Here is a 26,708-nt window from a genome sequence, read left to right on the forward strand (position 1 = left end):
TCCGGGCGTTTAATCCTTAAGTTTTGCTGCCAGTCCGGCAACGTGTTCACCCTGAAAACGGGCGATGATCAATTCTTCTTCCGTAGGCTGACGTGAGCCATCTCCTCCTGCCAGCGTGGTTGCGCCATAAGGCGTGCCGCCCCGCACCTGAGAAATGTCAAACATCTCTTTCGTGCCGTAGCCGATCGGAACGATAACCATGCCGTGATGGGCGAGGGTGGTCCAGACGGAGGTAATGGTTTGCTCCTGGCCGCCGCCTGTACCTGTTGAGGCAAAGACGCTGGCGATTTTGCCGTACAGCGCGCCGGATGCCCACAGGCCGCCTGTGCGATCCCAAAACGTACGCATCTGACCGGACATATTACCGAAACGGGTAGGTGTGCCGACAATAATGGCGTCGTATTGCGGCAATATCTCAGGCGTGGCTTCAGGCGCGGACTGTTGCGTTTTACCGCCAACGTCTGCAAAGCGGTCAGCGTCCATAGTCTCAGGAATGCGCATCACGTCTACCTGCGCACCCGGTACCTTGCGGGCGCCCTCTGCCACGGCGTTAGCCATGGTTTCAACATGTCCATACATTGAATAGTACAGCACCAGAATCTTGGCCATTGGTCTCTCCGGGGGTTATTCAACACACCCAAAAGTATAGAAGAGCTTTGAACAACTGCTGGCACGCACTCGGCCTAACGGCTTAAAAAACGCTGAAAATGGGGTTTTGTTGGGGTTAATATTCTAATTCCAGGGCGATTCTTAGCGTTTGCTATGTTTCTAAATGTAAATTTCTGCCTGAAAGCCCTGAAAGCCCTGAAAGCCCTGAAAGCCCTGAAAGCCCTGAAAGCCCTGAAAGCCCTGAAAGCCCTGAAAGCCCTGAAAGCCTGAAGGTCATCTAATTCGGGGGGTTGCAACATGTCGTCGCGCATCCTTCTCGGAATATGACTCATCAAACTCGGAATATGACTCATCAAAGCCTGTCCGTTTATAAAGGCGGCGCAATGAAAGATGCTACGGCGTGCAACAGAAGCGGTAAGACATGATGCCGCGCCTGACCGGATTCATCTCGTGCGGAAAGGTAAAGTGGCCCATTACCGATGGCGGCAGCGCGTTTTATTCGTCTTCAGGGTCAGCGCGTCGGCGAGTGACATTGCATTACCCGGCATCGCCGATCACAATAGCGCCTGAATCAATCAGGCAGGTGAACTATGTCGACTACGACGCGCAGACTGACCGTGCGTATAACGCGTCAGGAATGGGTACTTATTTTCATTACGATGATCTGGGGCGGGACGTTTTTAGTGGTACATCGGGCGATGCAGCACTCAGGCCCGTTTTTCTTTGTTGGGTTGCGGTTTGCCACTGCGGCCATCCTGCTGGCGCTCTTTTTTCGCCGTTACCTTGCCGCAATCAGCTGGACTGAAATAAAGGCGGGAACGCTTATCGGCCTGACCATTGCCGCGGGTTACGGTCTGCAGACATGGGGAATGCAGACCATCTCCAGCAGCCAGTCGGCCTTTCTGACCGCCTTATATGTTCCGGTTGTGCCGCTTTTACAATGGCTGTTCCTACGGCGTCCACCTCCGTTAATGGCATGGCTGGGTATCTTACTGGCGTTTTGCGGCTTAATACTGGTTGCGGGGCCGCAGGACGGAAGGGTGGTGCTCAATCAGGGTGAGATTGCCACGCTGATCAGTACCCTGGCGATTGCGGGCGAAATTATTCTTATCAGCCGATTTGCCGGTCATGTTGATGTTCGTCGTGTGACCTTTATACAGCTTACCGTCGCTTCACTCTGTGCCTTCTGCTTTATGCTTCCCAACGGGGAAACGTTGCCTGCCCTGTCGACGCCGTTATTGCTCAGCGCATTAGGTCTGGGTGCCGCCAGTGCGCTTATCCAGGTGACGATGAACTGGGCACAACGCAGCGTGTCGCCCACGCGGGCAACGGTTATTTACGCCGGAGAGCCGGTATGGGCGGGCGTGGTCGGGCGCATCGCCGGCGAACGTTTGCCGGCAGCCGCGATACTTGGTGGCGCTTTTATCGTCTGCGGCGTGATTATCAGTGAACTGCGTCTGAAGCGCCGCAAAGCGATACCCTCAGCCTCTTCGCGGGACGAATGAAGGTCAAAAGGATGACGCGAAAGCGCGAGTCGGTTATTGCGCCTGTTCTGAGAGAGATGTTGTCGTTGTGCGTGTTACTGACATTACCGCAGCGTTTAAACCTTCACTGTTATCACGTGGCAAATTCATGAGCTTGCTGTGATACACAGTGTCAGGCGAGGGGAACCCTATGAAAAAGGAACAATCAGTGCCCACGCGCCGCTCAGTGGCCGTCGCTGCCAAACGGGCGGCTATTCTGGAGGCCGCGCTGAGCTTTTTTTCCCAGTTTGGCATCCACGGTACGCGACTGGAAAAAGTCGCTGACCGCGCCGGTGTCTCTAAAACGAATTTGCTGTACTACTATCCTTCCAAAGAAGCGCTCTATATTGCCGTGTTGAAAGAGATCCTGGATGTCTGGCTGGCGCCCCTGCGTGCACTGAGCCACGATCAGGATCCTTTGAGAGCCATTCGGCACTATATCCGCCTAAAACTTGAAGTCTCCCGGGACCATCCGCAGGCATCAAGGCTGTTTTGCCTGGAAATGCTCCAGGGGGCGCCCCTGTTGAAAGGTGAACTGGCGGGGGATTTAAAACAACTTATGGATGATAAAACAGCGATTATACAGCGCTGGATAGCCGAAGGAAGGCTGGCGGGTATTCAGCCCCAACACCTGATTTTTATGCTCTGGGCAACCACGCAGCACTACGCCGATTTTGCCAGTCAGGTTGAAGCCATTACGGGAAACAGGCTCACTAATCCGCTGTTTTTTGAAGAAACGGTAGAGAACGTTCAGCGCATTATTATTGAAGGTATTCGGGTGCGTTAAAAGAACAAGGCCATACTGAATACAGGAATAAACACTGGAGTGGGCTGATGGATTCTGTTTCACAATGCGTACTGGGCGCGTCAGTAACCCTGGCGGTGATGGGCCGCCGTGTTCCGGCCTGGCAGGCCGCCATTATCGGCGCGGCCTGCGGAACGTTGCCGGATCTTGATGTCTTTCTCGATCACGGTGATGCTATCCGCAATATGACGCTGCACCGAACCGAAAGCCATGCGCTGCTTTATCTGACGCTGCTTTCCCCCTTAGTGGCCTGGCTGGTTGCACGGCTTTGTCGTGCCGGGCCAGCATGGACGGCCTGGTGGCCCGCCATCTGGCTGGCGCTGATCACCCATCCTCTTCTCGATCTGATGACGGTATATGGCACGCAACTGGGATTACCGCTTACCGATCATCCTTACGCGATCGGCAGCATATATATTGTCGATCCGCTTTATACCTTACCGCTGCTCGTTGGCTTAGCGGTGGCGTTGTGGCGTCGCAGCGATCGGGGATTGCGCTGGAACCGCGCGGGACTGGCATTGAGCTCGGCCTATCTCGTCTGGAGCGTGCTGATTCAGCAGGTCGCGGACGGGCAGATCAAACAGTCACTTGAACAGCAGGGCATTGCAACAAACAAGGTGCTGGTCACGCCCACGGCGCTAAATACCCTTGTCTGGCGTAGCGTCATTATCACGCCCGATCGTTATGGGGAAGCTTACTGGTCTTTGCTGTCGCCGAGGCGTCCCGTTACGGTGACCTGGCGGCCCCGTCATCCTGAATTATTTGCATCATTCAAGGGGAACTGGTTTGCAGAGCGGATTGCCTGGTTCAGCCACGGCTTTTATGCCATGAGTGAGCGCGATGGACAGATCACCATCGCCGATTTGCGTATGGGCGACGATGACCGCTACACCTTCACCTTTGGTTTGGGAACGGCACAGCGTCCGGATGCCCGGCCGCAGCGCCTCCCGTCCGCCGGGCGCACGTTGAAGCGCACGTTCAGCCATATTGCTGAGCAGTTATAAAAAAAAAAGCCCGACTTTTGTCGGGCTTTCTTCATGCTGGGGGTTAACGGCGCGTGCGTTTACGCAGCTGCCAGCCGATGGCCAGCAGGATAAACCATAATGGCGTCACCATTAATGCCTGACGTGTATCCTCCTGTAGCGTGAGCAGGACGAGAATAAACACGAAGAAGGCCATACAAACCCAACACATGAATTTACCCAACGGCATTTTAAAGTTAGATGCCGCATGGCGTTCCGGAAATTTTTTGCGATAGGCCAGATAGCTGCACAGGATGATGGTCCAGACGAACATAAACAGAATGGCCGAAACCGTGGTGACCAGAGTAAAGACGGTCATCACATCCGGAATCAGGTAAATCAGCGCTACGCCGCACAGCAAACAGAAGCAGGAGAAGAACAGGCCGGTCGTGGGAACGGCGCGCGCAGATAACCGCCCAAAAGCCCGACTGGCAACGCCCTGCTGTGATAAGCCATACAGCATGCGACTGGTCGAGAAAATGCCGCTGTTAGCCGATGAGGCGGCAGATGTTAATACCACGAAGTTCACGATACTTGCCGCCGCCGGAAGACCAATTAAAACAAACATCTCAACGAACGGACTGCGATCGGCCATCACTTCTGTCCAGGGCGTGACAGACATGATTACCATCAGGGCCAGGACATAAAACATAATGACGCGCAAGGGAATCGCGTTAATGGCGCGCGGTAAGACCTTGTGCGGATCCTGTGTTTCGGCGGCGGCCGTACCGACCAGCTCAATGCCGACAAAGGCAAACACAGCGATCTGAAACCCGGCAAAAAATCCGCTCAGTCCTTTGGGAAACATACCGCCGTGATCCCAGATATTACTCAGGGCTGCGGTACCGCCACCGGGAGAAGGATAGTGGAGTGAAACCAACACGATTCCGGTCACAATTAAGGCGACAATCGCCACAATTTTGATGATGGCGAACCAGAATTCCATCTCACCAAACATCTTCACCGTGGCGATATTCAACGCCAAAAAGACAAAGACGCACAACAGCGCACTCATCCAGATGGAGAACCCTGGAAACCAGAGCTGGAAGTAGGCGCTGATAGCCACCACGTCGGCGATACCGGTGACCACCCAACAGAACCAGTATGTCCAACCGGTGAAGTAGCCCGCCCACGGCCCAAGTAAGTCGGCCGCAAAATCGCTAAAGGATTTGTATTCCAGATTCGACAGCAGCAATTCGCCCATTGCGCGCATGACGAAAAACAGCATAAAGCCGATGATCATATAGACGAAAATGATGGACGGGCCTGCCAGACTAATGGTTTTTCCCGAGCCCATAAACAGACCCGTTCCGATAGCGCCGCCGATAGCGATGAGCTGGATATGCCGGTTATGCAGATTACGCCGCAATGTGTCTGAGCCTTGCGGGCTCTGCGTGTGGTGAGAGTGATCAACCATGAAATTGTCTTTCCTGTCTTGATGTTGTGTCAGCTCTGATGGCTGTTGAGGATGACTGAGTGTCTGAAACAATTGGGCATAAGATAGAGGAAGTAAGGATAAAAACGGTAATCATTTTTTAACAATATCAGACAACATACTCATCAAAAGAGCATTTTTGCTTCCAGCAGGCGGTTTTTACGTCAGATTAGGTAATATTTCATCACCTTGTGTTATCTCCGGGGCAGACAACGCACGGCGCTTCTACACTTCCTCATTATTGGTTGTTTCACATCAGAGGCATTATGCGCACGCTTGTCCTGCTTATTATCATGACCGGACTGGGGTGGATGAGTTTGCCCTGGCTGAAACAGCACTTACCCCCGCAGTTTAATCCGTTCACGCCTCTGTCGGTGACCGATCCGCCAGGCTGGATGACGCGGCTGAAAATCAAGCGTCTGCAAAATGATCCTGCCGCCTGTCTTGACGTCATGCGTCGGGCAGAGCAGGCGGGACGGGTGAGTTTCAGCCAGCAACCAGCCATCGCCGGCCAGTGTCCGCTAGCTCAGCCGCTGAGAGTGCAAAAAATGGGCGCAGTATCACTCAGCAGCAGCTTTCTGGCCAGCTGTCCCATGGCCGTTGCGGCCACCCTGTATGTGGTTCACAGCAGTCAGCAGATTCTTCAGCAGTCGGGCACCCGGCTGGTGGGCATTGAGCATGTTGGCAGTTATGCCTGTCGTAATATCTATCACCGAACTCAGGGGCGACTAAGCGAACATGCCACTGCTGACGCCTGGGATATAACGGCCTATCGTCTGGCCAATGGTCAGCGGCTGGTGGTCAGTCAACACTGGCAGCAACCTGAAGAGAAAGCGCTATTACTTCACGGATTGTGGCGAACAGGTTGTCACTTTTTTGGTAATGCGCTTGGGCCGGATTATAATACTGCGCATGCAACACATTTTCATTTTGGCATGCGTGGGGCAGGTTATTGCAGATAGTAACAGGACAGCGCTGAGGGTAATTACGGGGTTTTTATTTCTTATTATCCAGCATAAAAAATATGCGACTATTTCGGTTTTTCAGGCTTCGCTTTTTTTATTAACATTATATCCGGGTATGCAACCTTTTTATGTGTGGCGTTGTGCCTTTCAGCGAATAGACGTTATTTAATGCATGTGGGATAATGAATTATGAGGTCGTTGCCGTGTTTTAATTTTATTAACATTCCGATATTTTATTGTGATATTTTTTTCTTATTAAATACGTTATTGATTGTTTTTTACAGGCTGTATTTTACCCCCGCTCAGACAATATGTTAAGTTAATTCATGTCTGATATTTTATCCTGGGGCAACAATATGAACAGCTTCTTTCTTATCAGGGAAAAGACATTCTCTTTGCGTCACGCGTTTCACTTAAGGTCGTGCATCACGCTTGAGCAGAGCCAAAAGAGTAGGGCTCCAGGCGCGGTAAGGGACGCGTTTTCGGCAGAGATCATGTTACCCGGAGGTTTGAATAACGCCACATTTGATGTCAGCGATACTGCAGCATGTTCTTTTTTAGGCTTTGCCTTGAACGTTTAATCAGCAATGATGATGCATAAAAGGTGTACATTGACCCGTTGCGGGTATCAAATGGGTCATCCAGGAAAATAATAAGTTGCGGACCGCAACTTCTTTAGTCTTATTTTCAATGCTGGCTGCGTTTAAAGATTGAAAAAATATAAGAAAAATCCTATTATTCTGCCCATCACGCGTTGCCTGAATTGCCAGCAGCATTCTTTTATCCCTGGTTTTGGCATTTTGCCCGTAACGGGTCCTGAAAACCAAATGAAAATAAAGCTTTTTTTGATGTGCTGACACAGGGTAAATTCATTTCTGATGCAAAGATATCAAGCACGTAGTGGAAGTTGAGGCAATATGACAAGTGAAGATTATTTTTCCTGGCGGACTGAGACTGAAAATCATTTTCAGGCACTGGCGACGACCCAACAATTAAAGGGGCTCCTGCAGGATTATATCCAGTCACTGGGTTTCGATTATTTCGCTTTTTTTATCCAGCACCGCGTTCCTTTTACCCGACCACGTGTTTATTTACATGACACTTATCCTAAATTATGGATTAAACGTTATAAAGAGCAGAATTATTATGCGATCGATCCCGTGTTGCAGCTTTGCCTGCGCTCAGGAAAAGGGGTTGAGTGGACGCCTGAGCTGTTTAGCTCGGCAAAAGAAATGTGGCAGGATGCGTGTAATTTTGGGCTCCTGAGCGGATTTTCGTGTTCTGCAATGGCATCAAATCGCGCCGTTGGTATATTATCTATAGGATCAAAGCGTCCCTTTATTACTGGCAGCCGGCGAGTTGAGCTCGAGGTAAAGCTGCATTTTTTGGCTGAGCAAAGCCTGTCCTTACTCGAACGCCTGAATGATGAAGCACTGATGGTCCAGGGAAATGATTTTAGTCAGCGTGAGCTCGAAATTTTGAGATGGACTGCTGAAGGCAAAACGTCACAAGAAATTTCACTTATTTTGTCGATTTCTGAGCACACCGTAAATTTTTACCAAAAAAATATGAAAAAACGTTTTAATGTTTCTAATAAAACTCAAATTGCATGCTACGCCGCAGCAATTGGACTGATTTAAATGAAAAGCAACTGCCAACTTTAGTAGTTCCCTCGTTGAGGTCACTTGTCTACCCTGCGCTAGTGCGCTCCTGGGCAGGCGCGAAGAAATCATTGCAAACATGGGGATGTCAGAGGCGCATGATGAAAATAGTTCAAACGCAGTTAAAGGATATGCCATCTTCCTTGCTTGCCGAGCTTGGCAGTTACCGTTATAGCGTGTTTGCACGGGGTGAAGGTTGGTCGATTCCGCCGCGTCTGAGCACGCCTGGGCAAGAGTACGATCGTTTTGATCGCTCTGATGTAACCTGGTTGATCGCATGGAGTGTACGCAATGGCATCAGTGGCTGTGCGCGATTAATGCCCTGGACTGAACCCGAGCAAACGGAAGGTATCGTTTTACCGTTTAACCACGAAAAAGTATGGGAAATGTCGCGTTTCTCAGCGCGGCTGGAGGTCGATCCTGAGTTGCCACTTACGATTCTCTGGCATGCTGTTCAACTGGCCGAAATTAACGGTATTGAATTTATTATCAGCTCGGCCACGCCGATGCTGGAAAAGATGTTCGAGCAGCATCAGGTCGTCTATCAGCCCTTAACGCCCGGACTGATTCAGTCGGAAGATAACCTGTTTGCCATCCGTATTCCCGTCAGCCAGCCAGCACTGGCAGAAAAATACCGTGGTGCACGTCGCTTCAGCCCGGAGGAGGTTCTGCCTTCGTTGGGCGTCTCGGTTAACTGGCACCCGCACGGTTGAGTTTATGCCCCCGGTGACGGGGGCATCTTAGCGTTACTGACGATAAGCCGCTTTAATTTGCTTGATCGTGTTGCTGAACACTTCCGCCTGCGGCATGTCGCCCAGGGTTTTGACGTAGCGTTCCATGTTAATGATCACTTTGCCCGCATCGGCCTGGCCCATTCCTTTCAGAATCAGTGTGATCATCATCTTCAGGCAAGCCACTTCATCAGATAATTTTTGCGTTTCCTGCGAGGTCGCGAAATCTTCATCGCTCATGAATTTCTCCTTGGTGGTTAACGTCGTCTCTTATTCGGTACGCACAGCAATCCGAGAGTATACCACAGGGGATTACGCTTGCTGAGTGCATCACGACAGCAGGCGTTCCCGCCTGACTTTGTTCAGTTAAATTTATTAATCACGTGCAGGAATGGTCAGGTCAAAAAAACAGACAGCAATGTCAGGAAGATGATTAATTGAGACGTTATGTTTTTTTTAACTTCATGAAAAGACTATTTTTTTAAAAATCCCATTGCAGTAGCTGTTTTTTGGGATGCGCTTTCCAATAACCCAGGATTTGCATTGATATAAATCATTGAAAGCTCTCCTTCCACGACTTTGTATATGTGCTTTTAATGCAAAAACGGGTATGATTGCCGCTTGCAATCGTTAAATGCTACCTCTTATTAGCTGCGGAGTGCTTCGCGTTGATCACTGTCCTTCTTGTCGATGACCATGAACTGGTACGTGCCGGTATCCGCCGTATTCTCGAAGATATTAAAGGTCTGGTGATCGCTGGCGAAGCCTGTTGTGGTGAAGATGCCGTTAAGTGGTGCCGTGCTAATCAGGTTGATGTCATTTTAATGGATATGAACATGCCGGGCATCGGCGGGCTGGAGGCGACGCGAAAAATCGTGCGCTACAACCCTGATATCAAAATCATCATGCTGACTATCCATACTGAAAATCCCCTGCCGGCAAAAGTCATGCAGGCTGGTGCCGCAGGTTATCTCAGTAAGGGCGCAGCGCCACAGGAAGTGGTAAACGCGATTCGCTCGGTCAACGCCGGGCAGCGCTACATTGCATCGGACATCGCTCAACAAATGGCGCTTAGCCAGATTGAGCCACAAAAAGCCGAATCTCCCTTCAGCTGTTTGTCGGAAAGGGAATTGCAGATTATGCTGATGATCACCAAGGGGCAAAAGGTGACGGAAATTTCCGAGCAGCTTAATCTCAGTCCTAAAACCGTTAACAGCTACCGTTACCGGATGTTCAGCAAACTGAATATCAGTGGCGATGTAGAGTTAACGCATCTGGCCATCAGACATGGCCTGTATAATGCGGAGCCGTTAATAAGTAGTGAGTGACCTCTTTAATCCCAAAATCTTTCTGAGTACGGTCACCAGTGAACCCGGCGTATACCGGATGTATGACGCTTCCGGAACGGTTATCTATGTCGGCAAAGCCAAAGATCTGAAAAAGCGGCTTACGAGCTATTTTCGTACGAACGTTGGCAGCCGAAAAACCGAAGCGCTGGTGAGTAACATCCATCACATCGATGTCACCGTAACCCATACTGAAACTGAAGCGTTGTTGCTTGAGCACAATTACATCAAGCTTTATCAACCGCGCTACAACGTTCTGTTGCGCGACGATAAATCCTACCCCTACATTTTTCTCAGCAGCGATGTTCATCCTCGCCTGGCGATGCATCGGGGCGCGAAACACGCGAAAGGCGAATATTTCGGCCCGTTCCCCAATGGCTACGCGGTACGAGAAACGCTGGCGCTGCTGCAAAAAGTGTTTCCTATCCGTCAATGCGAGAACAGCGTGTATCGCAACCGTACGCGCCCCTGCCTGCAATACCAGATTGGCCGCTGCCTTGGTCCCTGTGTTGCCGGGCTGGTGAGTGAGGAAGAGTACGCACAGCAAACGGATTACGTGCGGCTTTTTCTGGCGGGTAAGGATGATCAGGTGCTGAATTTACTGGTCCGCCGTATGGAAGATGCAAGCCATGCCCTGCGGTTTGAAGAAGCGGCACGCCTGCGCGACCAGATCCAGGCCGTCAGGCGCGTCACCGAAAAACAGTTTGTGTCTAATCAGGGCGACGACCTGGATGTGATTGGCGTGGCCTACGATGCCGGTATGGCCTGTTTACACGTGCTGTTTATTCGTCAGGGTAAAGTGTTGGGAAGCCGAAGCTATTTTCCAAAGGTGCCCGCCGATACCGATCTGGCGGAAGTCGTGCAAACCTTTGTGGGGCAGTTTTATTTGCAGGGTAGCGAAATGCGGACGCTGCCCGGTGAAATTTTGCTGGATTTCACCTTACCTGAGCGCGAACTGCTGTCTGAGTCGCTGACCGAATTAGCCGGGCGTCGGGTGAATATTCAAAGTAAACCTCGTGGTGATCGCGCGCGCTATCTCAAACTGGCACGAACCAATGCCGGTTCGGCATTAAAAACCCGTCTGTCTCAGCACTCGACCATTCATCAGCGTCTCACTGCGCTAGCCGAGTTTCTGGAGTTGGATAAAATCACCCGGATGGAGTGTTTTGATATCAGCCATACCATGGGAGAGCAGACCATCGCGTCCTGTGTCGTGTTCGATCAAAACGGTCCCCTCCGTGCCGATTATCGCCGCTATAACATTGCCGGCATCACGCCTGGTGATGATTATGCAGCGATGAATCAGGTGCTGCGTCGCCGTTATGGAAAAGCGATTGAGGAAGAGAAGATCCCCGATGTCATTTTGATCGACGGCGGTAAAGGCCAACTGGCTCAGGCAAAGCAGGTTTTTGCCGAACTGGACGTGAGCTGGGATAAATCACGTCCCATTTTACTGGGCGTGGCAAAAGGCACCGATCGCAAAGCCGGTCTTGAAACGCTGTTTTTCGAGGCGGAGGGCGAGGGGATTTCCCTGTCGCCTGATGCACCAGCGCTGCACGTGATTCAGCATATTCGTGATGATGCTCACAATCATGCTATTTCAGGGCACCGTAAAAAGCGGGCCAAAGTGAAAAATACCAGTGCTCTGGAAAGCATTGAAGGTGTGGGGCCAAAACGACGCCAGCAGCTGCTTAAGTACATGGGGGGCCTGCAACCGCTGATGAATGCATCGGTGGAAGAGATCGCGAATGTCCCTGGCATATCCCATGCTTTGGCGGAAAAAATCTACTACTCGTTGAAACACTAGCATTGAAACAGGGTGGGCAATGTAGGAACATACGTTAAACACCACCCAATCCAGACAGTTACCAGCATATGCAATTTAACATTCCGACCTGTCTTACCCTGTTTCGCGTCGTTCTTATTCCGTTCTTTGTGCTGGCTTTCTATCTGCCGTTCCACTGGGCGCCATTTGTTACCGCGTTGATCTTTGTTGTGGCAGCCGTGACCGACTGGTTCGACGGCTTTCTGGCGCGTCGCTGGAAGCAGACAACCCGCTTTGGCGCTTTCCTCGATCCAGTTGCCGATAAAGTCATGGTGGCAATTGCCCTGGTATTGGTTGCAGAGTACTTTCATGCCTGGTGGATCACGCTGCCAGCCGCAACGATGATTGCACGAGAAATTATTATCTCCGCGCTGCGCGAATGGATGGCTGAAATCGGCAAACGCAGCAGCGTTGCCGTTTCCTGGATTGGTAAGGTAAAAACAACGGCACAGATGTTCTCACTTTTTGCCTTGTTGTGGCGTCCGGACAGCATGGTTGTCGGCGTGGGTGTCGTTGCGTTATACATTGCGGCAGTGCTGACTTTCTGGTCGATGTTTCAGTATCTGAGCGCGGCGCGCGGGGATTTGCTCGAACCGTGATCGATACGATTTAAAAAGCAGCAAACGGACGCATTGTGGGGATAATTTTATTGACTCATCGCGTCATCTCAGTAGAATGCATCGCATCGAACGGCAGCACAGCTGCAGAAGCTAAGAAAAATCAGTAAGTTCGATGAAGTGCATTAAATATCGAGCCCTTCAGCAGTTCAGTGAACTGAACGGTAAGATGATGCGGGAATAGCTCAGTTGGTAGAGCACGACCTTGCCAAGGTCGGGGTCGCGAGTTCGAGTCTCGTTTCCCGCTCCAAATTAGCAGGCCAGGATAACCTGGCAGCAGACAAGTTTAAGGCGCGTTGGCAGAGTGGCTATGCAGCGGATTGCAAATCCGTGTACCTCGGTTCGACTCCGGGACGCGCCTCCAGTTATACCTCGCCCGGGTGGTGAAATCGGTAGACACAAGGGATTTAAAATCCCTCGATCGCAAGGTCGTGCGGGTTCAAGTCCCGCCCCGGGCACCATATTGAAACACCAATAAAATCAAGTAGTAGCAATGTCGTTTAAACCGCCTCTTTGGGCGGTTTTTTTGTTTTCAAGGCACATTTCCTAATACGCCTTCCTAATATACCAATCTTATTTCTGCCCCCCGACTACAGGTACAACCACGATCTTCCTGTTGTAACGTGCGGTTTGTTTCACGTCCTTATGCCCTGAAATTTCCTGTTTGGTATATATGTTGCCATCAAGATCAGATATTCCTTTTGCTTTTAAGTCATGAAAAGTGAAACCAAAATCTAACTCTGGAAATGCAGCCTTTGCATCTTGCTTGGCTTTGAGCCACCTACTGTTAAACCCATCTCTCGTATATTTTGCTCCCGATGGTTGATGAATAACAAATATGCTGCTCATTCCTGATTTGAGGGGCAGGGTAGAAGCCTGAGCTATGACGTCCTGCAATCTTGGCGACCATCCCTTTATCTGGGATACAGAAGTTTTACTCTGCTTTATAAGAATGCCTTCATCGATTATCTGGCTCTTCTTTAGCTCAAGTATGTCCGCCTGACGAGCACAACAGAGATAAGCCAGTTCCATTGCAATCTTGACCATATCAGGAGCAACACTGTACAGACTGGAGTATTCAGCATCGGTGACATAGCGATCACGCGCTTTTTCTTTAAACTGTTTTACGCCCTTAGTCGGATTTTGTTTAACAAGGCCGCGCTCATATCCCCACCGGAACACCCGGGACATGAACGCTTTCTCCCGGTTAGCTTGAGTGCGGCTTCTCAACCCCCTCTTGTCCATGTACTTCCTGATATGCTCTGGTTTTATTGAATCCGAAGGCATATCCCCAAACACGCTTAAAACCTTCAGCGAATACTTTCGGTAATCCTTCTGCGTCTCAGCCGCCAACTCGTAGAAATCAGGTGACTTGAAAAAGCGCTCAGCCAATGACTTATAATTCTTTATGTCAGGCGTTTCATTAATCAACGCTTCATAAGCGGCCCATACTTTTGACTGAGGACTGCCAAGATCACAAAGACGCATCGCACCACCATTTTTAGGGTGGAACTCATAGGCAGACTTGCCCCGATATACTCGAGGCGGCATCCAACAATCTTCTTTATTTTTTCTGGTACGGGCCATTAATCAAGGGCTCCAAAGTTCGGCTCATTGAGGTCAGGCATTTGCTTGCTGCGTGAAGAAAGAGGGTCATTGAAGTGCTGCCAGGTAGTTCTTGGTCTCCCATCTCTGCGCACCATGAAAAAAATTCCTGCTTCCTTTAAACACTGACATTGCTTTGACGGAATTTTGTATCCTGTTAATTGCTCGATTTCATCATCAGAAATAATGTCATTATTTGAATGGTTCATTTTCCACACACTCCCGCTGCAACAGGTTAGAAAAGCCGCGACAGGTCACGGCGCTATAACCAATTTCGTTTCATGCCAGCCCAGGCTCACCCAACAGGCTGACTCTTCTTTAAGTGGGCAATCCTGCACAGGCAGGCAATCACCACACTTGCCGCACTTGCGCTTACTGATCGATTTGAACCGGCTACGGACCCGCGCATCGTCCTGCCGAATAAGCAGAGCGATATACTCTGCCATTTCGTAGGGCTCTCGACCTGGGCGGCGTAAGGTGCAGTTCTGCTCCAGCATCGACAGTTCCTGCTCATCAAGAACAATCTCCAACTTTCTGACACCTGCAGCGGCCTGTCTGGCGCGCTGCTCTGCTTTACGTTCGGCGGATGACTTGGCCATCAATCAAACCTCCAAATGCAACTGAAAAGACATGCGATCACGTTTTTCACAGTAAATAAGTGAACCCGGCGAGTTATGAGACTCAATTCGCTCGACCAAAACTGATGCGCGTGTCTCTTTGGATGCTGGGGAGTAAGCGCCAGACCAGGCTTTATCAATGCCGATATTTCGCGCTACGTTGGTGCTGTCCGCACTAGCCAGAGGTAACTTGGTGAAGATGAGCGGATTAAGCATGCGCAGACCATGAAGCTTCGCAACTGGCTGGCCCTTTACGTCCGTCACATGCCTGATTAAATCCTTCATTCGAGACACGGCCAGATTAGGGCGCTTAACGTCATACTCACCGCAACTACCAATCGCAACGCGCGGATACTCATTGCAGAGTCGGATAAAGCGATCATCGCTCTCGTTCATGTGCCAGACCGGAACGCCGTAGAAATCACCATGCGGCCACTCATCCAGTAACGCTTCGTTCTCCGCCTCACCGCCATCGATGACGTCGGGGATGATCGCAAAGTCGAAGCCCGGATGATTTTTCCAGCGCGCCACGAACTCGTAATAATCCTCCCAGTCGATTTTGTTTTTGCCAGCTGCTTTCCAAGCAGTAAACGCGCCGTTATCAACGGCAAATGACTGGCACACCTCTGACGCCAGGTTTATCTGATCTCTATGAGCGAAAGAGATAAAAGCATGCCGTCCTCTCCACGCCTTTAACGCAGCCACGTCTGGTGTAATTGGCCCACCGTGGTAGTGGATCATATCAACCCGCCTTATCCGCAGTGTCATTGTTGCCTGAGCGGAGAGAGTCAGCGAATTCAGTGGCACAACGTGAGGCATAAGAGGTAGCTGCATCATTTTTATGTGGCTTGCCGATCATTGCACGTTGATGAGCAGAAAACATATCCACACCTTCCGCCCGCACAGAGTTCAGATAAGTGTCGGTGGCTGGCGCTCGTTTACGTAACAACTCAAGCGCCTCGCTATGCGTCAGGAAGCCGTTGGAGCCGCCGTTGCTGACCATATTGCTGTCAAACCACTCCTGGAGGTCGCGGGGATTCAAATCGTCAGGCATTTCAATAATCGCTTCGTCAGTGGTGCCTTCCAGCCATTCTTTGGCAGAAAGAATGTCCCCCTGAGACAGGCAGAGAAGCGCGGCCTGAGCGCCCATCATTGTTTTGTGCAACATCCAGGATGTATTCAGTTCGCTTGCAGCACTGCGAAGATTGGTATCGCTCTCCGCCGCCACCGCATCCAGCTTCTGCTGCAATTCATCCCCACGGACGATAGCGCAATCAAGGCGGGTTGCCAGAGCAGAGACAAGCTTTGAGATTTCAGTAAGAGGCATATCAGCATCAAGCGCTTTAGCGAACTGATGACCGGCTTCAACAAGCTCTTTGTTTGATTTATTCGATAACATGCTGGTGGCCCTCAGTGAAAAACGATGTTGCTGTTAAGACGCTCAGCTTCGTTCTGCGCCCTGATAGGATTTTTAATAACGGTACCGTCAGGCATCAGCCAGCCATTGAGCAGATGGCTATAGGGCAGGGTGATACGGCCAACGGTGATAGGGTCGTCTGACTTTTCCATGAATACTCCACACACGATTTTTGGTTGCACTAATCCCTTGCCGAAGATGGCAATAAAACTTTTGGGATTTAGTTAATTGGCTGCTGGGTTACTGCAACAACCCAGAGCCGGGCCTCCACACTTGAAGGTTGTTGTGACATGTCACAACGAAGAGAACACTCAGCGCCTCTGTGACGCGGCCTGAAGCGCCCGCCAAATGCTCTCATCGTTGTGCAAAAAAGTGCGTTTAAACCGTGTGAACATTAACTTCGCTCTCCTTATGGGATGAAAGTCTCTGAGTGGCCGCTTAACTGAATCAAGGTGTTTATGAACGTTCCCAGAAGCCATAATGCAGGCTTAACACCTTTAAGTTGTAATTTAGTGTCGAAGAAAGTCATTGTCAACTACTTTAAGTAGTTTGATTAGGTTTCATGCTGATGCAAATATGAAAAGAAAAAGGAGGTCTTATGGATGACAAGCTCTACATATTTAATTACACACGCAATAGAGACAAACTTTTCGCTAACCTCATCAGCATTATCGACGGGATACTGGCTGACGGAGAAGTCTCTGAAACAGAAGTTCTTTACTTGGACACATGGCTTTTAGAAGCAAATGAAATGATCAGCAATGGCGTAATCAGAAGCCTATCCGAGAGGGTGAGCCTGATACTTGCTGACAAAGTTGTTACGCAACAAGAAAAGGAAGAGTTGAAAGAATATCTTAATATAATTCAGCGAGATATTTTAGATATACCTGAAATTGATTTCTATTCAACAGAGTCAGATCTTCATCTTTTGACTGGCTTATGCAAAGGGCTCATAGCTGATCGCCATCTCAATGAAGATGAAATAAGGTATCTAGATTGGTGGTTAACTCAGAATGGTGCTCTTAAAAGTAACTATCCCGGTAAAGAACTTTTTTTATTGGTGAAGAGCATTCTTAGCGATGGTGTTATCACTCAAAAAGAAAGTAACGTTCTGCACAAGGCATTGATTGATTTTACTGGGTGTGACTTAGATTCCGGTGTAGTTGATGGCCTTGCGACACGACTACCTGTTGATGTGCTTGATTCGTTCAACATAGAGGGCAAGAAATTTTGTCTAACAGGAGTGTTTTCAGCCGGAAAGAGATCACTCGTTGAAGAGAGGATTGTAGGAGCTGAGGGTTTGATATCCGATGGGGTAACGAAGTCTCTGGATTATCTCGTAATCGGCACACTTTCATCTAGGGATTGGCGCTTTTCCAGTCATGGTAGAAAAATTGAAAAGGCAGTTAGCTATAGGGATGAGAAGGGCTGGCCGCTTAAAATCATTTCAGAAGAAATGCTCTTCAGTGCCTTGAGTCGAGTCGACGAATAAAAAAAAGCCCGGTAAAAACCGGGCATAATTAAATTTTATTATACATAACTGATTCATGTAGAAGGGCTTTACCCATCACATAAAACTGATCCTCGTTACCTTCTTCAATAAACCATTTTTCAAGGTTAGGGTTATCCGAAAGAACAGCCAGTTTGACTCCCTGCATCTGTAAGCGCTTCACATGGAACGTTTTGCCATAGACAAACGCATAAACACCGTCGGTTTTGAATTCTCTCACTGACACGTCAAAAAACAGCCTGTCACCTGACTTAATCGTGGGGTACATACTGTCCCCATCAATTGTCATAACCTTGACGTCATTTGACTGTCGACCTCCAAACAGCGCTCTTGCATGCTCATTAGTAAATTCAATAGCTGCCAACACTTCAACAAACTCAGAGAGCATATACGCACCCGGGCCCGCACTGAGGGTAAGATCTAAAACTTCAATACGGTATTTGTTTGCAGGGTCATGCTCCGCAATGCTTCTAACAGTACTGCTTTTGATACTATCGCCGCGCTCCGTGTCTTCCAAGCCTAGCTGAAGCCATCTCTGTGTAACGTTCAATGCAGAGGCGATTTCTTTGATTTTTCTTGGTTGTTGCGTCTCACCATTTTCAATCTTAGCTACAGACTGCTGAGAGAGCCCAATTTTCTCTGCAAGGTCTGCCTGGCTTATGCCAGCCTTCTCCCTGGCTGCTTTTAATCTTTCTGCAAGTGTTTTCACAACTTAATCCCTCCTTTCTGGCGAGATTACAACTTAATGTTTTAGCTTTCCAACACCTAAAAGTTGTGATAAAAGTTGTTAAGGTTGTACTATCAATAAATTTCACAACTTTGGCATCTGGCAACAGGAGATAGATATGACGCCCGAGCAAAAAGCCCTCATTGATGCAATTCGCGTTGCTGGTGGGCAATCCGAGTTAGCAAGAAAGCTTAGCGTTAGTTCAGGCATTTTTATCAAGCAACAACAGATATGGAACTGGCTTAACCGAGAAAAGAAACCACCCGTAAAACAAGCTGCTTTTATCGAAAAGGTAACAGGGATTCCAAAAGAAAAGCTTCGCCCTGACGTTTTCACAATGGCTGAATAATAAATCACCAACGTTTTCATATTAACTACCTCAAGGAAAACAAAATGGTAGACACCATCAACATAGCTATCCGCCAGATGTGCAAAGCACATAAACACGGCCGCTTAGGTATGGCTACTGATTTGGGCATGAGCATCGATCAGTTCCATAACCATCTTTACCGCAAATGCGGTAGTCGCTTCTTCACCTTGGAGGAGTTGATGCAAATGGAGGCCTTGACCGGCACCCATTGCATAGCAGAGTTCATGGCCGTTCGTCATGGAATGCTGCTGGTGGATATCAAGGCCGCTGGCGAAATGGACAAGGTTGATTTGTTCGATACGCAGATGAAGGCCAAGGCCGCAGAAGGTGAGCTGGCAACAGCACAGCTTGCAGCTATGGCAGACGGAGTAATCGACCATCACGAGCGCAAAACACTGTCAGCGCTGTTCCGAAAAAAACTCACACACCAGGTTCACGGATTCTTTGGGCTCATTGCGCTCTTCAGTGCAGGCACAGCAGATCACGCTGTGGACATGTTCGTATCAACCGGGAGGAAGGCTGATGTCGCCGGAATGCAGTTCGAAGCGCAGGACATTTGAAGTGGTAACAGATTTAGCAGGGGTCAGAAAAGGTGAACGCCCCGGGTTGCAGCCTAGGGCGTTCGGTGCGAGTAAATCAACGTGTGTGGAGACTCATCGCGTGGGCATTGTAAATCAGAAACCGTTGTCAGGGCAATTCCGCTGCCGTTATCAGGCTGGCGTTCCTGTCTATGAGCAAATCATATCCTCGGCGGATAAGGCCCACAACTACCAGTGCGTGCCTCGTCTGGTAGTCGAATCAGCCTGGGCAGAGTTTTATCGTCGTCCTGAATGTGCCGGGGTGAAGAATGGAAACTGAAATCATTAAGCCTTGGGTTGAAAAGTACAAAGACAATCGTGGCGTTCCGGTCACAACTGTTGGCGTCGATACGGTTAATCACCGCGTTATCTTTCGTCGCCCTGATTATCCGTATGACTGCATGCTGCCGCGTGTGTTGTTCAGCCAGAAGTTCAGGAAGGTATCACCATGAGTTTACTGCTTAAGGTCAAGCCGCTTGTGGTGAGCCCTGAGCTTGCCAGCCGCATTGGCCTCAATGAAGCCATAGTGCTTCAACAGATTTGCTACTGGCTGGAAGACACCACATCTGGCGTCGAATATGACGGGAAACGCTGGGTTTATAACACTATCGATGAATGGACAAATCAGTTTCCATTCTGGTCATCTGACACTGTTAAGCGTGCTCTTACGTCACTTAAAAAGCGTGACCTGATTTTCGTCGAGCAGCTTAAAAAAACTCAGCATGATCGGACTAATTATTACGCAATTAACCACGCAAACCCTTTATTGACCGATGAGGGCAATTTGCACTCATCGAAGAATGCAAATTGCACTAATCGAATGGGGCAACCTGCACCAATCGAACAGGGCAACATGCCCTCATCCATCGGGGCAAATTGCCCTCATCTTACAGAGAATACAACAGAGAATACTACAGAGATTACAGGTAAAGACTCTTGTCCGGTTTCTGCGAAACCCGACAGCGAATCTTCCGAGGATGCTTTCCGTGTTCTTGAGCATCTTAATCGCGCCGCTGGATTGCGTTATCAGAAATCGAAATCGTCACTGGGTCCTATCCGTGGTCGCCTTAGTGAAGACTTCAGCGCTGATGAGCTGATCCTTACTGTGGATTACACCATTGCCAAGTGGTCTGAAGACCCGAAGATGAGCGAATTCGTTCGGCCAGAAACCATTTTCCGTCCCGGAAAGTTTCCCGGTTATCTGAGTTCAGCCCAGAAGTGGGACCGCGCCGGGCGTCCGCCATGCATCAACGGCAAGTGGATGCGTGACGTAACCGCTTTGCCACCAGTAGACAGCCAGACGCCTCCGGGCTTCCGTGGCGCTTAGGGGGATTCATGGACAACGCCGAAATTATTCTTGAATGCCTCCGCACTCACGGTGGGATGAGCATGAAGCGCATCAGCGAAAAGACAGGCATTAAGTACGCAACAGCCCGCGATGCCGTTTTTCAGATGTGCGAGCAGCTCATCCTGATTCGCAATCAGAAGTGGCTGTTTACGGTAAACACCGCGCCCAGGCCTGAAGAGAACGGTGAATATCTCAAAGCCGTTCAGACAGCGACTGAGCTTGAGAGCAAGGGCCTGTGGCTTCGCGCCAGCCATAACTGGTTGAACGCAATGATGACAGCCACCTTTGAGCACAACCGGCAGGTTGCAAAAGTCAAAAGCGATAAGTGCGCGGCCAGAGGCGCAATACGCTGCAGCAGCTATAGCGGCATCAACAGCGGGAAAGTCAGCGATTACTGGCAGTGGGAGGTTCACCGATGAAACCAGCCCTTAAGCGCCACTTTGAAGAAAACGAATATTTCTACAGGTCTTTGCCGGAAGTGCTGGTGATCATCCTGTTACTGATTATCTCTCTGGTTATGGAGTTACACACAGTATGACTAACTTATCTCAGGTTTATAAAGGCAAAGACGAAAAAGGCACCAACATCACTACTCGCAAAACCTACTTGCTGAGCGTGGATGAGCTTTACGTCGAGCCTGGTTACAACGTCCGCGAGATTGACCAGACCCACGTTGAAGAATTCCGTGATGCGTTTATCGCTGGTGAGCATGTCCCGCCGCTTGCCGTTCAGGTTACTGAGCATGGCATCAAGGTTATCGACGGGCATCACCGTTACTTCGGCGCGAAGCTGGCTCAGGAGGCTGGTCATGAGTTGCGCCTTGAGTGCAAAGACTTCGTTGGTAGTGAAGCAGACCGCATTGCATTCATGGTGACAAGCAGCCAGGGCAGAGCATTACTTCCGCTTGAACGTGCCGCTGCCTATCAGCGCCTTGTCAATCAGGGCTGGGAACCGGCAGAGATAGCGAAGAAGGTTAAGCGCTCGGTCACTGACGTTGAACAGCACCTGCAGCTTCTGACTGTTGGCGATGGGCTGATTAATATGGTCAGGTCTGGCGAAGTAGCAGCGACCACTGCATTAGCCCTTCAGCGTGAGCATGGCGCAAAGGCTTCCAGCATTGCACAACAGCAGATGGAGAAGGTAAAAGCCGCGGGCAAAAAGAAACTGACCAAAACCGCAGCGATGCCGAAGTTCAACGCAGAGAAGGCGCGGCGATTGGTCGAATTGCTATGCGATGCGCAGGCAAGAGACGATGAAGACGGCCAGACAGCGCTGTATCACAATTCCAGCTACACCGATGAGATCATGTCTATCCTGGCAGAATACCGTGAAGGCATCCCCGGCGCTGAAAAAGCTGCTGAACCAGAGCTGTTAGAGGAGCAGCAGGGAGGCGAGCAATTACCGCTTAAGCGTGTTGATATTCTGGAGCAAAGCGGCGTTGAGACAATGGCCTGTGTAGTGGCTGCGTTCGGCATGAAGCACGAATACAGTTTCAGTGAGTCGAAATACGCCCACGTATGGGCCTCAGATTCAGTTGAAAGCCCAGAGATGTTGGTTGTGCCTGCTGAAACCATCCAGAAGGCAAAGCGACTCATCCAGGAGCATAAGGACGATCTTGAATTAAAACTGTGGATTGCTGAAAAGTTTGAAGGCCCGGATGAAGATAGCTTTCGATTCCGCCGCTTCCATTCGGTACTGGTTGAAACCCGACTTGTTAAACCCTGTACAGTCGGTGAGTTCATTGAGCTGGTGGAGCAGACAGACCCGAACTGCTGGGAAAACGTCCGCCTCTTACGTGGAGCAGTCAAAGAGCTATTAACCGAGGAGGGTTATACAGTAGGAAATTAATCCTGCCATTTCCACCAAGTGTTAACGGTTACTGGCGGGCTACGAATACGGGAATGATAATCAGCGCCTCCGGGCGCTCTTTTCGTTCCGGCGCAATCGCAGCCATCCTTACGCAGCTCAAGCGGTGCCCCTAACTTATCAAAGTGAAAGTGGAAGTTAAAGTGTGACTGTACCTGTGAAAAAATCGAAGCCGTTACCATGTTAACTATAAGAAAGGTATGAAGAATTTAAGATGAATGACGTTCATGCAAGTTAATTACTAAAAAGTAGGGTGTGATGCATCAGTTAAGATTGATTCTTATCGGTAAAAATGTTTAATATATAGTACTGGCTATTGATGATAGATGTTCCCAATATAGGAAGGGTTAATCTTACTTTCCCTATGAGCCCCTGTAGAATCGTTTCTGATTCATACAGTCACTATCATTTCCTTAGTCAACGAATATCAATATGTGATATTTTCAACTAAAGGAATTGCAAACTACTCTCAAGGCTTGATGTAGTGTTTATTTTCACTAACAACTTAAAACTGATGTGGGTTGTTATCGTTTTATTGCTTTGTAGTGATTTTAATTTAAAAAAATCCTAATTTTCTAACAGCAACTTAATACCTTAAAAGGACTAAAGAATGGGTAATTCAACAAGAAACTACTGCGCTTTTTATGTGTCAGAGCCGTTTGATCCAAGTAGATTAGGTGCTCATGCGACAAGGGATTTTGTATATTATAATCTGCTTAAAAGTTGGAAGGCAAAGGATGACGAATTTCCATTTAATAATGCGCATGATTCCACTTATAATGTTCGAGATAGCAGTGACTGGGAATCTACATTAAAACCCCGTTTGCGTGAAAGGCTAGGTAATTCAAAAAATATTATTTTTTTTCTAAGTTCTCAAACAAAAGCCTCTAAAGCAGTCACTGAAGAGTTCGAATATGGCATGGGAAAGCTTGGGCTTCCAGTAATAGTTATTTATCCTGAGCTTTCTGAGAAATCAGATATAGCTGTAGATGGGAATATAAAGGCATCTGTTAAAAAACTATGGGATTTGGTTCCGGCCTTTAAATCTAATCTGACCATGGTTCCTACTCTTCATGTCCCAATGGATAAGGAATTAATTAAAAAAGCCCTTACTGACAAGGACTTCATGGTAAATTCTAAAGCAAGCGTTTCGTGTTATTTTTTCAAATAATTTAAATTGAATTCAAACCGGCATGATTATGTCGGTTTAGGGGTTTCTATGTCTAAAATAAGTTTTTTTGATAGAAAGATAATTAAAAAATTTTCTGAATGGACTTCAGGTATAAGTACGGCTGCATCCCTCGCTTTGATTTTCATTGATATACCCAAAGAGGATAAATATACTTTGGGGCTGATTTTTGTTTTAGGGTTGGGGCTTCTTTATGTATATATATGGTGGTGGTTGGGGAATTTAAGAAATATTGATATCGATATTGAAAGTAGTACAGTCACCATAAAGGAAGGGGATTTGTTTTCGGAGGATGGATTCAAGGTTATATCATTTAATGAATATTTTGATACAAAGGTCGATGAAAAGATAATCTCCTCAAAATCATTAAATGGCGAATTTTTGAAAAAACATCTTTCATGTTCTATTAATGAACTTGATCAAAGGATTTCCAATTATCGCTTTGAAGAGTCCGAATTGAAAGGTGAAAACCTAACCCGTGTAGATGGTAAAAGAAAGCGTTATACTCCGGGTACTATTTACGTCCATGATGATTTTCTTTTAACAGCATTCGCAAAATTTGATGAGCAGAATCGAGCTTGGCTAACTATGCCTGATTATCTTGAGTTCTTACTTAATTTCTGGGACAAAGTAAACAAAATCTATGCTCAAAAAAGTGTTTCTGTTCCAATTTTCGGTTCGGGTATAACTCGCATTAAGGAACATAAAAATATAAGTGATGAAGAGTTGCTGAAAATAATGTTATGGACATTCAGAATTAGTGAAATGAGATTCAAGTATCCAGCAAAGCTAACAGTTATCATACACTCTGGAAAAATCGACAGAATTAATTTGCTAGATATAAAGTCTGCTAGGAATGGGCTTTGATTGAATAAATTACAGGAAGTATTTTTCTAATTTTATGCTCATTGGCTGAGAGGTGATTTGTAAAGCCTTGATCTATCGATTTTAAATAAACACAACTAAGAAACGTATAGGTTTCGTTGAATATCATTGGGTTTTAAATAAAGGTTAATTTCTTGATTTTCAAATGCAACCTCTAATAGTTTCAGTGAAATAAAATTGAATAGCGGTTATAGTGCGAATGCCGGGATATGTTGCAGATGTCTCTGGTAAAGGTTGGTCCCGTTCACTTGCAGGTGATGGGGCGGGGCCGTTTAAAAATAATGCGTGTAAAGTGTGTGGAGAGTTAAAAATGCTAATTCAATCAGCGGGCGCTAATGCGCCTGTAGTCAGTGCCATTCAAGCCCCGATCATGACCAGCCGTGAGATTGCCGAACTGACAGGCAAAGAACACAAAAATGTCACTGTAGATATTCGCCGTATGCTGGATGACCTGGGAGAAGATGCGCTGAGATTCCAGCGTATCTATTTCGACACCATGAATCGTCAGCAAACTGAGTATCACCTCGACCGTGAGCACACCGAATGCCTTATTACCGGTTACAGTGCCATTCTCCGAATGAAAGTGATTAAGCGGCTGCATGAGTTAGAGGAAAGCCAGCCAGCTAAAATCCCGCAGACCTTTGCTGAGGCACTCCGCCTGGCCGCCGAAATGGAAGAGGAAAGGGAACGCCTGCAGCTACAGCTCACTGAAGCCGCGCCAAAGGTTGCTTTCGTGGATCGTTATGTCACGGCTACAGGGTCAATGACATTCCGGCAGGTGGCAAAACTTCTTGAGGCCAAAGAGCCAGAGCTTCGTCTGTTCCTGCTTGAGAGCCGGATCATGTACCGACTCAATGGTGTCATGACTCCCTATAGCCAGCACATCGAAGCCGGTCGGTTTGAAGTCAGAACCGGCACCACTACCGACTCAAATTATGCGTTCAGTCAGTCACGCTTCACTGCCAAAGGCGTTCAGTGGATTGGCGGGCTGTGGACGGCTCACAAAGCGGAAAGGGGTGATGAGTGAGAGCACTGCTTACACCTGAGGTTGCTCCGCGCACAGGGATAGTGCTGCTCAAGCCTGGCTCAGACCTGATGGGGATGTTTCGTGGCCGCGTTCTGGTGAGTACGCCTACACCGGATATGGCTGACCTTCCATCGGGCAGGATCAATGATGGCACACAGCCGCTACTTGATGAGCCATCCCTTACCCCGTTCTTCAGTCATGATCGCGTTATTGCTTCCGCTGGTGGACCTAATGGCCTGGCTGGGTTCGTGCGTAGCTTTGGCTGCTGCCAGTGGCATGACGATGCAACATGGCATCACCATGAGTACACGCTTCACGAGACTGAATCCGGCCTGGTGTCATTGTGTTACAGCCACGATAATCAGTTCAGGGAGCATGGCACACCCGGCAAGCTGGACAACATTGCTAAGGGAAACACAGCGCTGTGGATAATCAGGATGGTTTGCAGCCAGCTTGGTCTGCATGGGGAGCATCAGCTTACACTGCCAGAGCTTTGCTGGTGGGCCTCACTGAATGACCTTATCGACCTGATACCTGAAACCCCGGCAAGACGTGTACTCCGCATTCCAGCAAGCATCGTCTCTGGTGAGTTAAAGGAATCGCACATCGCGCCAGAGCGCCAGCCTCAACAGGTCATTCAGCAGGCCGCTGAGCAGGTAAAAAAGATAATCACTCTTGTCGCTGACCCTGAATCGCCTGAGTCATTCATGAGACGGCCTAAGCGTAAGCGCTGGGAGAGCCAGAAATACACACAGTGGGTGAAGGCGCAGAAATGCGCATGCTGCGCTAATCAGGCAGATGATCCGCATCACATCATCGGACACGGTCAGGGAGGTATGGGAACAAAGGCACATGATTTATTCGTGATACCGCTTTGCAGGGCGCATCACGACGAGTTACACCGCGACCCAAAACTTTTTGAGTCGAATTACGGCAGTCAGATTGAACTGTTATTCCGGTTTCTTGATCACGCTATTGCAGTTGGCGTCATTGGGACAGATAAAAAATAAGTGTGTGGAGGAGATTTAAT

Annotated in this window: 31 protein-coding genes and 3 tRNA genes; 24 read left to right on the forward strand and 10 right to left on the reverse strand. The window is 48.7% G+C overall.

What is annotated here, in order from left to right:
* Window positions 1-9: 9 nt before the first annotated feature.
* A complete protein-coding gene (gene wrbA, locus NYE92_RS22170) occupies window positions 10-609 on the reverse strand; it encodes an NAD(P)H:quinone oxidoreductase (RefSeq protein WP_013025294.1) in 600 nt (199 codons plus the stop codon).
* Between the two features lie 590 nt (window positions 610-1,199).
* Between wrbA and NYE92_RS22175 the strand changes: the two genes are divergently transcribed.
* From NYE92_RS22175 to NYE92_RS22185, 3 genes are all read left to right on the forward strand, one after another.
* Window positions 1,200-2,114 carry a DMT family transporter gene (locus NYE92_RS22175; protein ID WP_015700632.1) on the forward strand — a complete coding sequence of 305 codons (915 nt, stop codon included), beginning with the start codon at window positions 1,200-1,202 and terminating at the stop codon, window positions 2,112-2,114.
* Between the two features lie 169 nt (window positions 2,115-2,283).
* Window positions 2,284-2,919 carry an HTH-type transcriptional regulator RutR gene (gene rutR, locus NYE92_RS22180; protein ID WP_014593360.1) on the forward strand — a complete coding sequence of 212 codons (636 nt, stop codon included), beginning with the start codon at window positions 2,284-2,286 and terminating at the stop codon, window positions 2,917-2,919.
* Between the two features lie 47 nt (window positions 2,920-2,966).
* The gene (locus NYE92_RS22185; RefSeq protein WP_013025297.1) at window positions 2,967-3,941 is read left to right on the forward strand and encodes a metal-dependent hydrolase; all 975 of its coding nucleotides are present in this window, start codon (window positions 2,967-2,969) and stop codon (window positions 3,939-3,941) included.
* Window positions 3,942-3,984: 43 nt separating this feature from the next.
* Here NYE92_RS22185 and cycA read toward each other — a convergent pair whose 3' ends face one another.
* Window positions 3,985-5,376: a D-serine/D-alanine/glycine transporter gene (cycA, locus tag NYE92_RS22190; RefSeq protein WP_013025298.1), complete on the reverse strand. Its 1,392-nt coding sequence runs from the start codon at window positions 5,374-5,376 to the stop codon at window positions 3,985-3,987.
* 284 nt (window positions 5,377-5,660) lie between these two features.
* On the opposite strand from cycA, the gene NYE92_RS22195 reads away from it, so the two are divergent.
* From NYE92_RS22195 to NYE92_RS22205, 3 genes are all read left to right on the forward strand, one after another.
* Window positions 5,661-6,356: an extensin family protein gene (locus NYE92_RS22195; protein WP_014593363.1), complete on the forward strand. Its 696-nt coding sequence runs from the start codon at window positions 5,661-5,663 to the stop codon at window positions 6,354-6,356.
* Between the two features lie 920 nt (window positions 6,357-7,276).
* Entirely contained in the window at window positions 7,277-7,999 is a 723-nt protein-coding gene (sdiA, locus tag NYE92_RS22200; RefSeq protein WP_013025300.1) for a transcriptional regulator SdiA, read from the forward strand.
* A gap of 122 nt (window positions 8,000-8,121) precedes the next feature.
* Window positions 8,122-8,733: an acyl-homoserine-lactone synthase gene (locus tag NYE92_RS22205; protein WP_014606161.1), complete on the forward strand. Its 612-nt coding sequence runs from the start codon at window positions 8,122-8,124 to the stop codon at window positions 8,731-8,733.
* A gap of 33 nt (window positions 8,734-8,766) precedes the next feature.
* Here NYE92_RS22205 and NYE92_RS22210 read toward each other — a convergent pair whose 3' ends face one another.
* Window positions 8,767-8,991, reverse strand: a complete 225-nt coding sequence (locus NYE92_RS22210; protein ID WP_013025302.1) for a DUF2594 family protein — start codon at window positions 8,989-8,991, stop codon at window positions 8,767-8,769.
* Between the two features lie 428 nt (window positions 8,992-9,419).
* Between NYE92_RS22210 and uvrY the strand changes: the two genes are divergently transcribed.
* The 6 genes from uvrY to NYE92_RS22240 all read left to right on the forward strand — a co-directional run bounded on the left by uvrY (window position 9,420) and on the right by NYE92_RS22240 (window position 13,000).
* The gene (uvrY, locus tag NYE92_RS22215; RefSeq protein ID WP_013025303.1) at window positions 9,420-10,079 is read left to right on the forward strand and encodes a UvrY/SirA/GacA family response regulator transcription factor; all 660 of its coding nucleotides are present in this window, start codon (window positions 9,420-9,422) and stop codon (window positions 10,077-10,079) included.
* Complete coding sequence (gene uvrC / locus NYE92_RS22220) at window positions 10,072-11,904, forward strand: excinuclease ABC subunit UvrC (protein ID WP_013025304.1); 1,833 nt, start codon at window positions 10,072-10,074, stop codon at window positions 11,902-11,904. The genes uvrY and uvrC overlap by 8 nt, the downstream gene beginning before the upstream one ends.
* A gap of 68 nt (window positions 11,905-11,972) precedes the next feature.
* Window positions 11,973-12,521, forward strand: coding sequence for a CDP-diacylglycerol--glycerol-3-phosphate 3-phosphatidyltransferase (gene pgsA / locus NYE92_RS22225; protein ID WP_006118776.1), 549 nt, complete (start codon window positions 11,973-11,975; stop codon window positions 12,519-12,521).
* A 192-nt stretch (window positions 12,522-12,713) separates the two neighbouring features.
* Window positions 12,714-12,789, forward strand: a tRNA-Gly gene (locus NYE92_RS22230).
* Window positions 12,790-12,829: 40 nt separating this feature from the next.
* Window positions 12,830-12,903 (forward strand) — tRNA-Cys (locus NYE92_RS22235).
* 10 nt (window positions 12,904-12,913) lie between these two features.
* Window positions 12,914-13,000 (forward strand) — tRNA-Leu (locus tag NYE92_RS22240).
* Window positions 13,001-13,112: 112 nt separating this feature from the next.
* Here NYE92_RS22240 and NYE92_RS22245 read toward each other — a convergent pair.
* The 6 genes from NYE92_RS22245 to NYE92_RS22270 are packed head-to-tail and all read right to left on the reverse strand — an operon-like array spanning window position 13,113 to window position 16,330.
* Window positions 13,113-14,126, reverse strand: coding sequence for a tyrosine-type recombinase/integrase (locus tag NYE92_RS22245; protein WP_259019431.1), 1,014 nt, complete (start codon window positions 14,124-14,126; stop codon window positions 13,113-13,115).
* Complete coding sequence (locus tag NYE92_RS22250) at window positions 14,126-14,353, reverse strand: DUF4224 domain-containing protein (protein WP_081098022.1); 228 nt, start codon at window positions 14,351-14,353, stop codon at window positions 14,126-14,128. Before NYE92_RS22250 ends, NYE92_RS22245 begins: the two co-directional genes overlap by 1 nt.
* A 45-nt stretch (window positions 14,354-14,398) precedes the next feature.
* Window positions 14,399-14,743: a hypothetical protein gene (locus NYE92_RS22255; protein ID WP_259019432.1), complete on the reverse strand. Its 345-nt coding sequence runs from the start codon at window positions 14,741-14,743 to the stop codon at window positions 14,399-14,401.
* A gap of 3 nt (window positions 14,744-14,746) precedes the next feature.
* The gene (locus NYE92_RS22260) at window positions 14,747-15,502 is read right to left on the reverse strand and encodes a hypothetical protein (protein ID WP_259019433.1); all 756 of its coding nucleotides are present in this window, start codon (window positions 15,500-15,502) and stop codon (window positions 14,747-14,749) included.
* A 1-nt stretch (window position 15,503) separates the two neighbouring features.
* Window positions 15,504-16,160, reverse strand: a complete 657-nt coding sequence (locus NYE92_RS22265) for a hypothetical protein (RefSeq protein WP_205955146.1) — start codon at window positions 16,158-16,160, stop codon at window positions 15,504-15,506.
* Between the two features lie 11 nt (window positions 16,161-16,171).
* Window positions 16,172-16,330, reverse strand: a complete 159-nt coding sequence (locus tag NYE92_RS22270) for a DUF1317 family protein (RefSeq protein ID WP_112900003.1) — start codon at window positions 16,328-16,330, stop codon at window positions 16,172-16,174.
* Between the two features lie 446 nt (window positions 16,331-16,776).
* Here NYE92_RS22270 and NYE92_RS22275 point away from each other — a divergent pair, with 446 nt between their 5' ends.
* Window positions 16,777-17,670: a BRCT domain-containing protein gene (locus NYE92_RS22275; protein WP_259019434.1), complete on the forward strand. Its 894-nt coding sequence runs from the start codon at window positions 16,777-16,779 to the stop codon at window positions 17,668-17,670.
* A 28-nt stretch (window positions 17,671-17,698) separates the two neighbouring features.
* Here NYE92_RS22275 and NYE92_RS22280 read toward each other — a convergent pair whose 3' ends face one another.
* Window positions 17,699-18,397: a helix-turn-helix domain-containing protein gene (locus NYE92_RS22280; RefSeq protein ID WP_259019435.1), complete on the reverse strand. Its 699-nt coding sequence runs from the start codon at window positions 18,395-18,397 to the stop codon at window positions 17,699-17,701.
* Between the two features lie 136 nt (window positions 18,398-18,533).
* Here NYE92_RS22280 and NYE92_RS22285 point away from each other — a divergent pair, with 136 nt between their 5' ends.
* The 11 genes from NYE92_RS22285 (at window position 18,534) to NYE92_RS22335 (ending at window position 26,688) form a co-directional block, all read left to right on the forward strand.
* Window positions 18,534-18,764, forward strand: a complete 231-nt coding sequence (locus tag NYE92_RS22285; protein WP_259019436.1) for a helix-turn-helix domain-containing protein — start codon at window positions 18,534-18,536, stop codon at window positions 18,762-18,764.
* A 44-nt stretch (window positions 18,765-18,808) separates the two neighbouring features.
* On the forward strand, window positions 18,809-19,345 hold the full coding sequence (locus NYE92_RS22290; protein ID WP_259019437.1) for a YmfL family putative regulatory protein: 537 nt from the start codon (window positions 18,809-18,811) through the stop codon (window positions 19,343-19,345).
* A 287-nt stretch (window positions 19,346-19,632) separates the two neighbouring features.
* A complete protein-coding gene (locus NYE92_RS22295) occupies window positions 19,633-19,815 on the forward strand; it encodes a DUF4222 domain-containing protein (RefSeq protein ID WP_247103499.1) in 183 nt (60 codons plus the stop codon).
* A complete protein-coding gene (locus NYE92_RS22300; RefSeq protein WP_259019438.1) occupies window positions 19,812-20,690 on the forward strand; it encodes a conserved phage C-terminal domain-containing protein in 879 nt (292 codons plus the stop codon). The genes NYE92_RS22295 and NYE92_RS22300 overlap by 4 nt, the downstream gene beginning before the upstream one ends.
* A gap of 8 nt (window positions 20,691-20,698) precedes the next feature.
* Window positions 20,699-21,130, forward strand: coding sequence for a PerC family transcriptional regulator (locus tag NYE92_RS22305; RefSeq protein WP_259019439.1), 432 nt, complete (start codon window positions 20,699-20,701; stop codon window positions 21,128-21,130).
* A complete protein-coding gene (locus NYE92_RS22310) occupies window positions 21,127-21,249 on the forward strand; it encodes a hypothetical protein (RefSeq protein ID WP_259019440.1) in 123 nt (40 codons plus the stop codon). The genes NYE92_RS22305 and NYE92_RS22310 overlap by 4 nt, the downstream gene beginning before the upstream one ends.
* Window positions 21,246-22,559, forward strand: coding sequence for a chromosome partitioning protein ParB (locus tag NYE92_RS22315; RefSeq protein WP_259019441.1), 1,314 nt, complete (start codon window positions 21,246-21,248; stop codon window positions 22,557-22,559). Before NYE92_RS22310 ends, NYE92_RS22315 begins: the two co-directional genes overlap by 4 nt.
* Before the next feature lie 628 nt (window positions 22,560-23,187).
* Complete coding sequence (locus NYE92_RS22320; protein WP_259019442.1) at window positions 23,188-23,748, forward strand: TIR domain-containing protein; 561 nt, start codon at window positions 23,188-23,190, stop codon at window positions 23,746-23,748.
* A 48-nt stretch (window positions 23,749-23,796) separates the two neighbouring features.
* Window positions 23,797-24,633: a macro domain-containing protein gene (locus tag NYE92_RS22325; protein ID WP_259019443.1), complete on the forward strand. Its 837-nt coding sequence runs from the start codon at window positions 23,797-23,799 to the stop codon at window positions 24,631-24,633.
* A gap of 328 nt (window positions 24,634-24,961) precedes the next feature.
* A complete protein-coding gene (locus tag NYE92_RS22330; RefSeq protein ID WP_259019444.1) occupies window positions 24,962-25,678 on the forward strand; it encodes a phage antirepressor KilAC domain-containing protein in 717 nt (238 codons plus the stop codon).
* Window positions 25,675-26,688: a DUF968 domain-containing protein gene (locus NYE92_RS22335; RefSeq protein ID WP_259019445.1), complete on the forward strand. Its 1,014-nt coding sequence runs from the start codon at window positions 25,675-25,677 to the stop codon at window positions 26,686-26,688. Before NYE92_RS22330 ends, NYE92_RS22335 begins: the two co-directional genes overlap by 4 nt.
* Window positions 26,689-26,708 lie beyond the last annotated feature (20 nt).

This window comes from Pantoea sp. B566 (genome assembly GCF_024793925.1).
GTDB lineage: Bacteria > Pseudomonadota > Gammaproteobacteria > Enterobacterales > Enterobacteriaceae > Pantoea > Pantoea ananatis.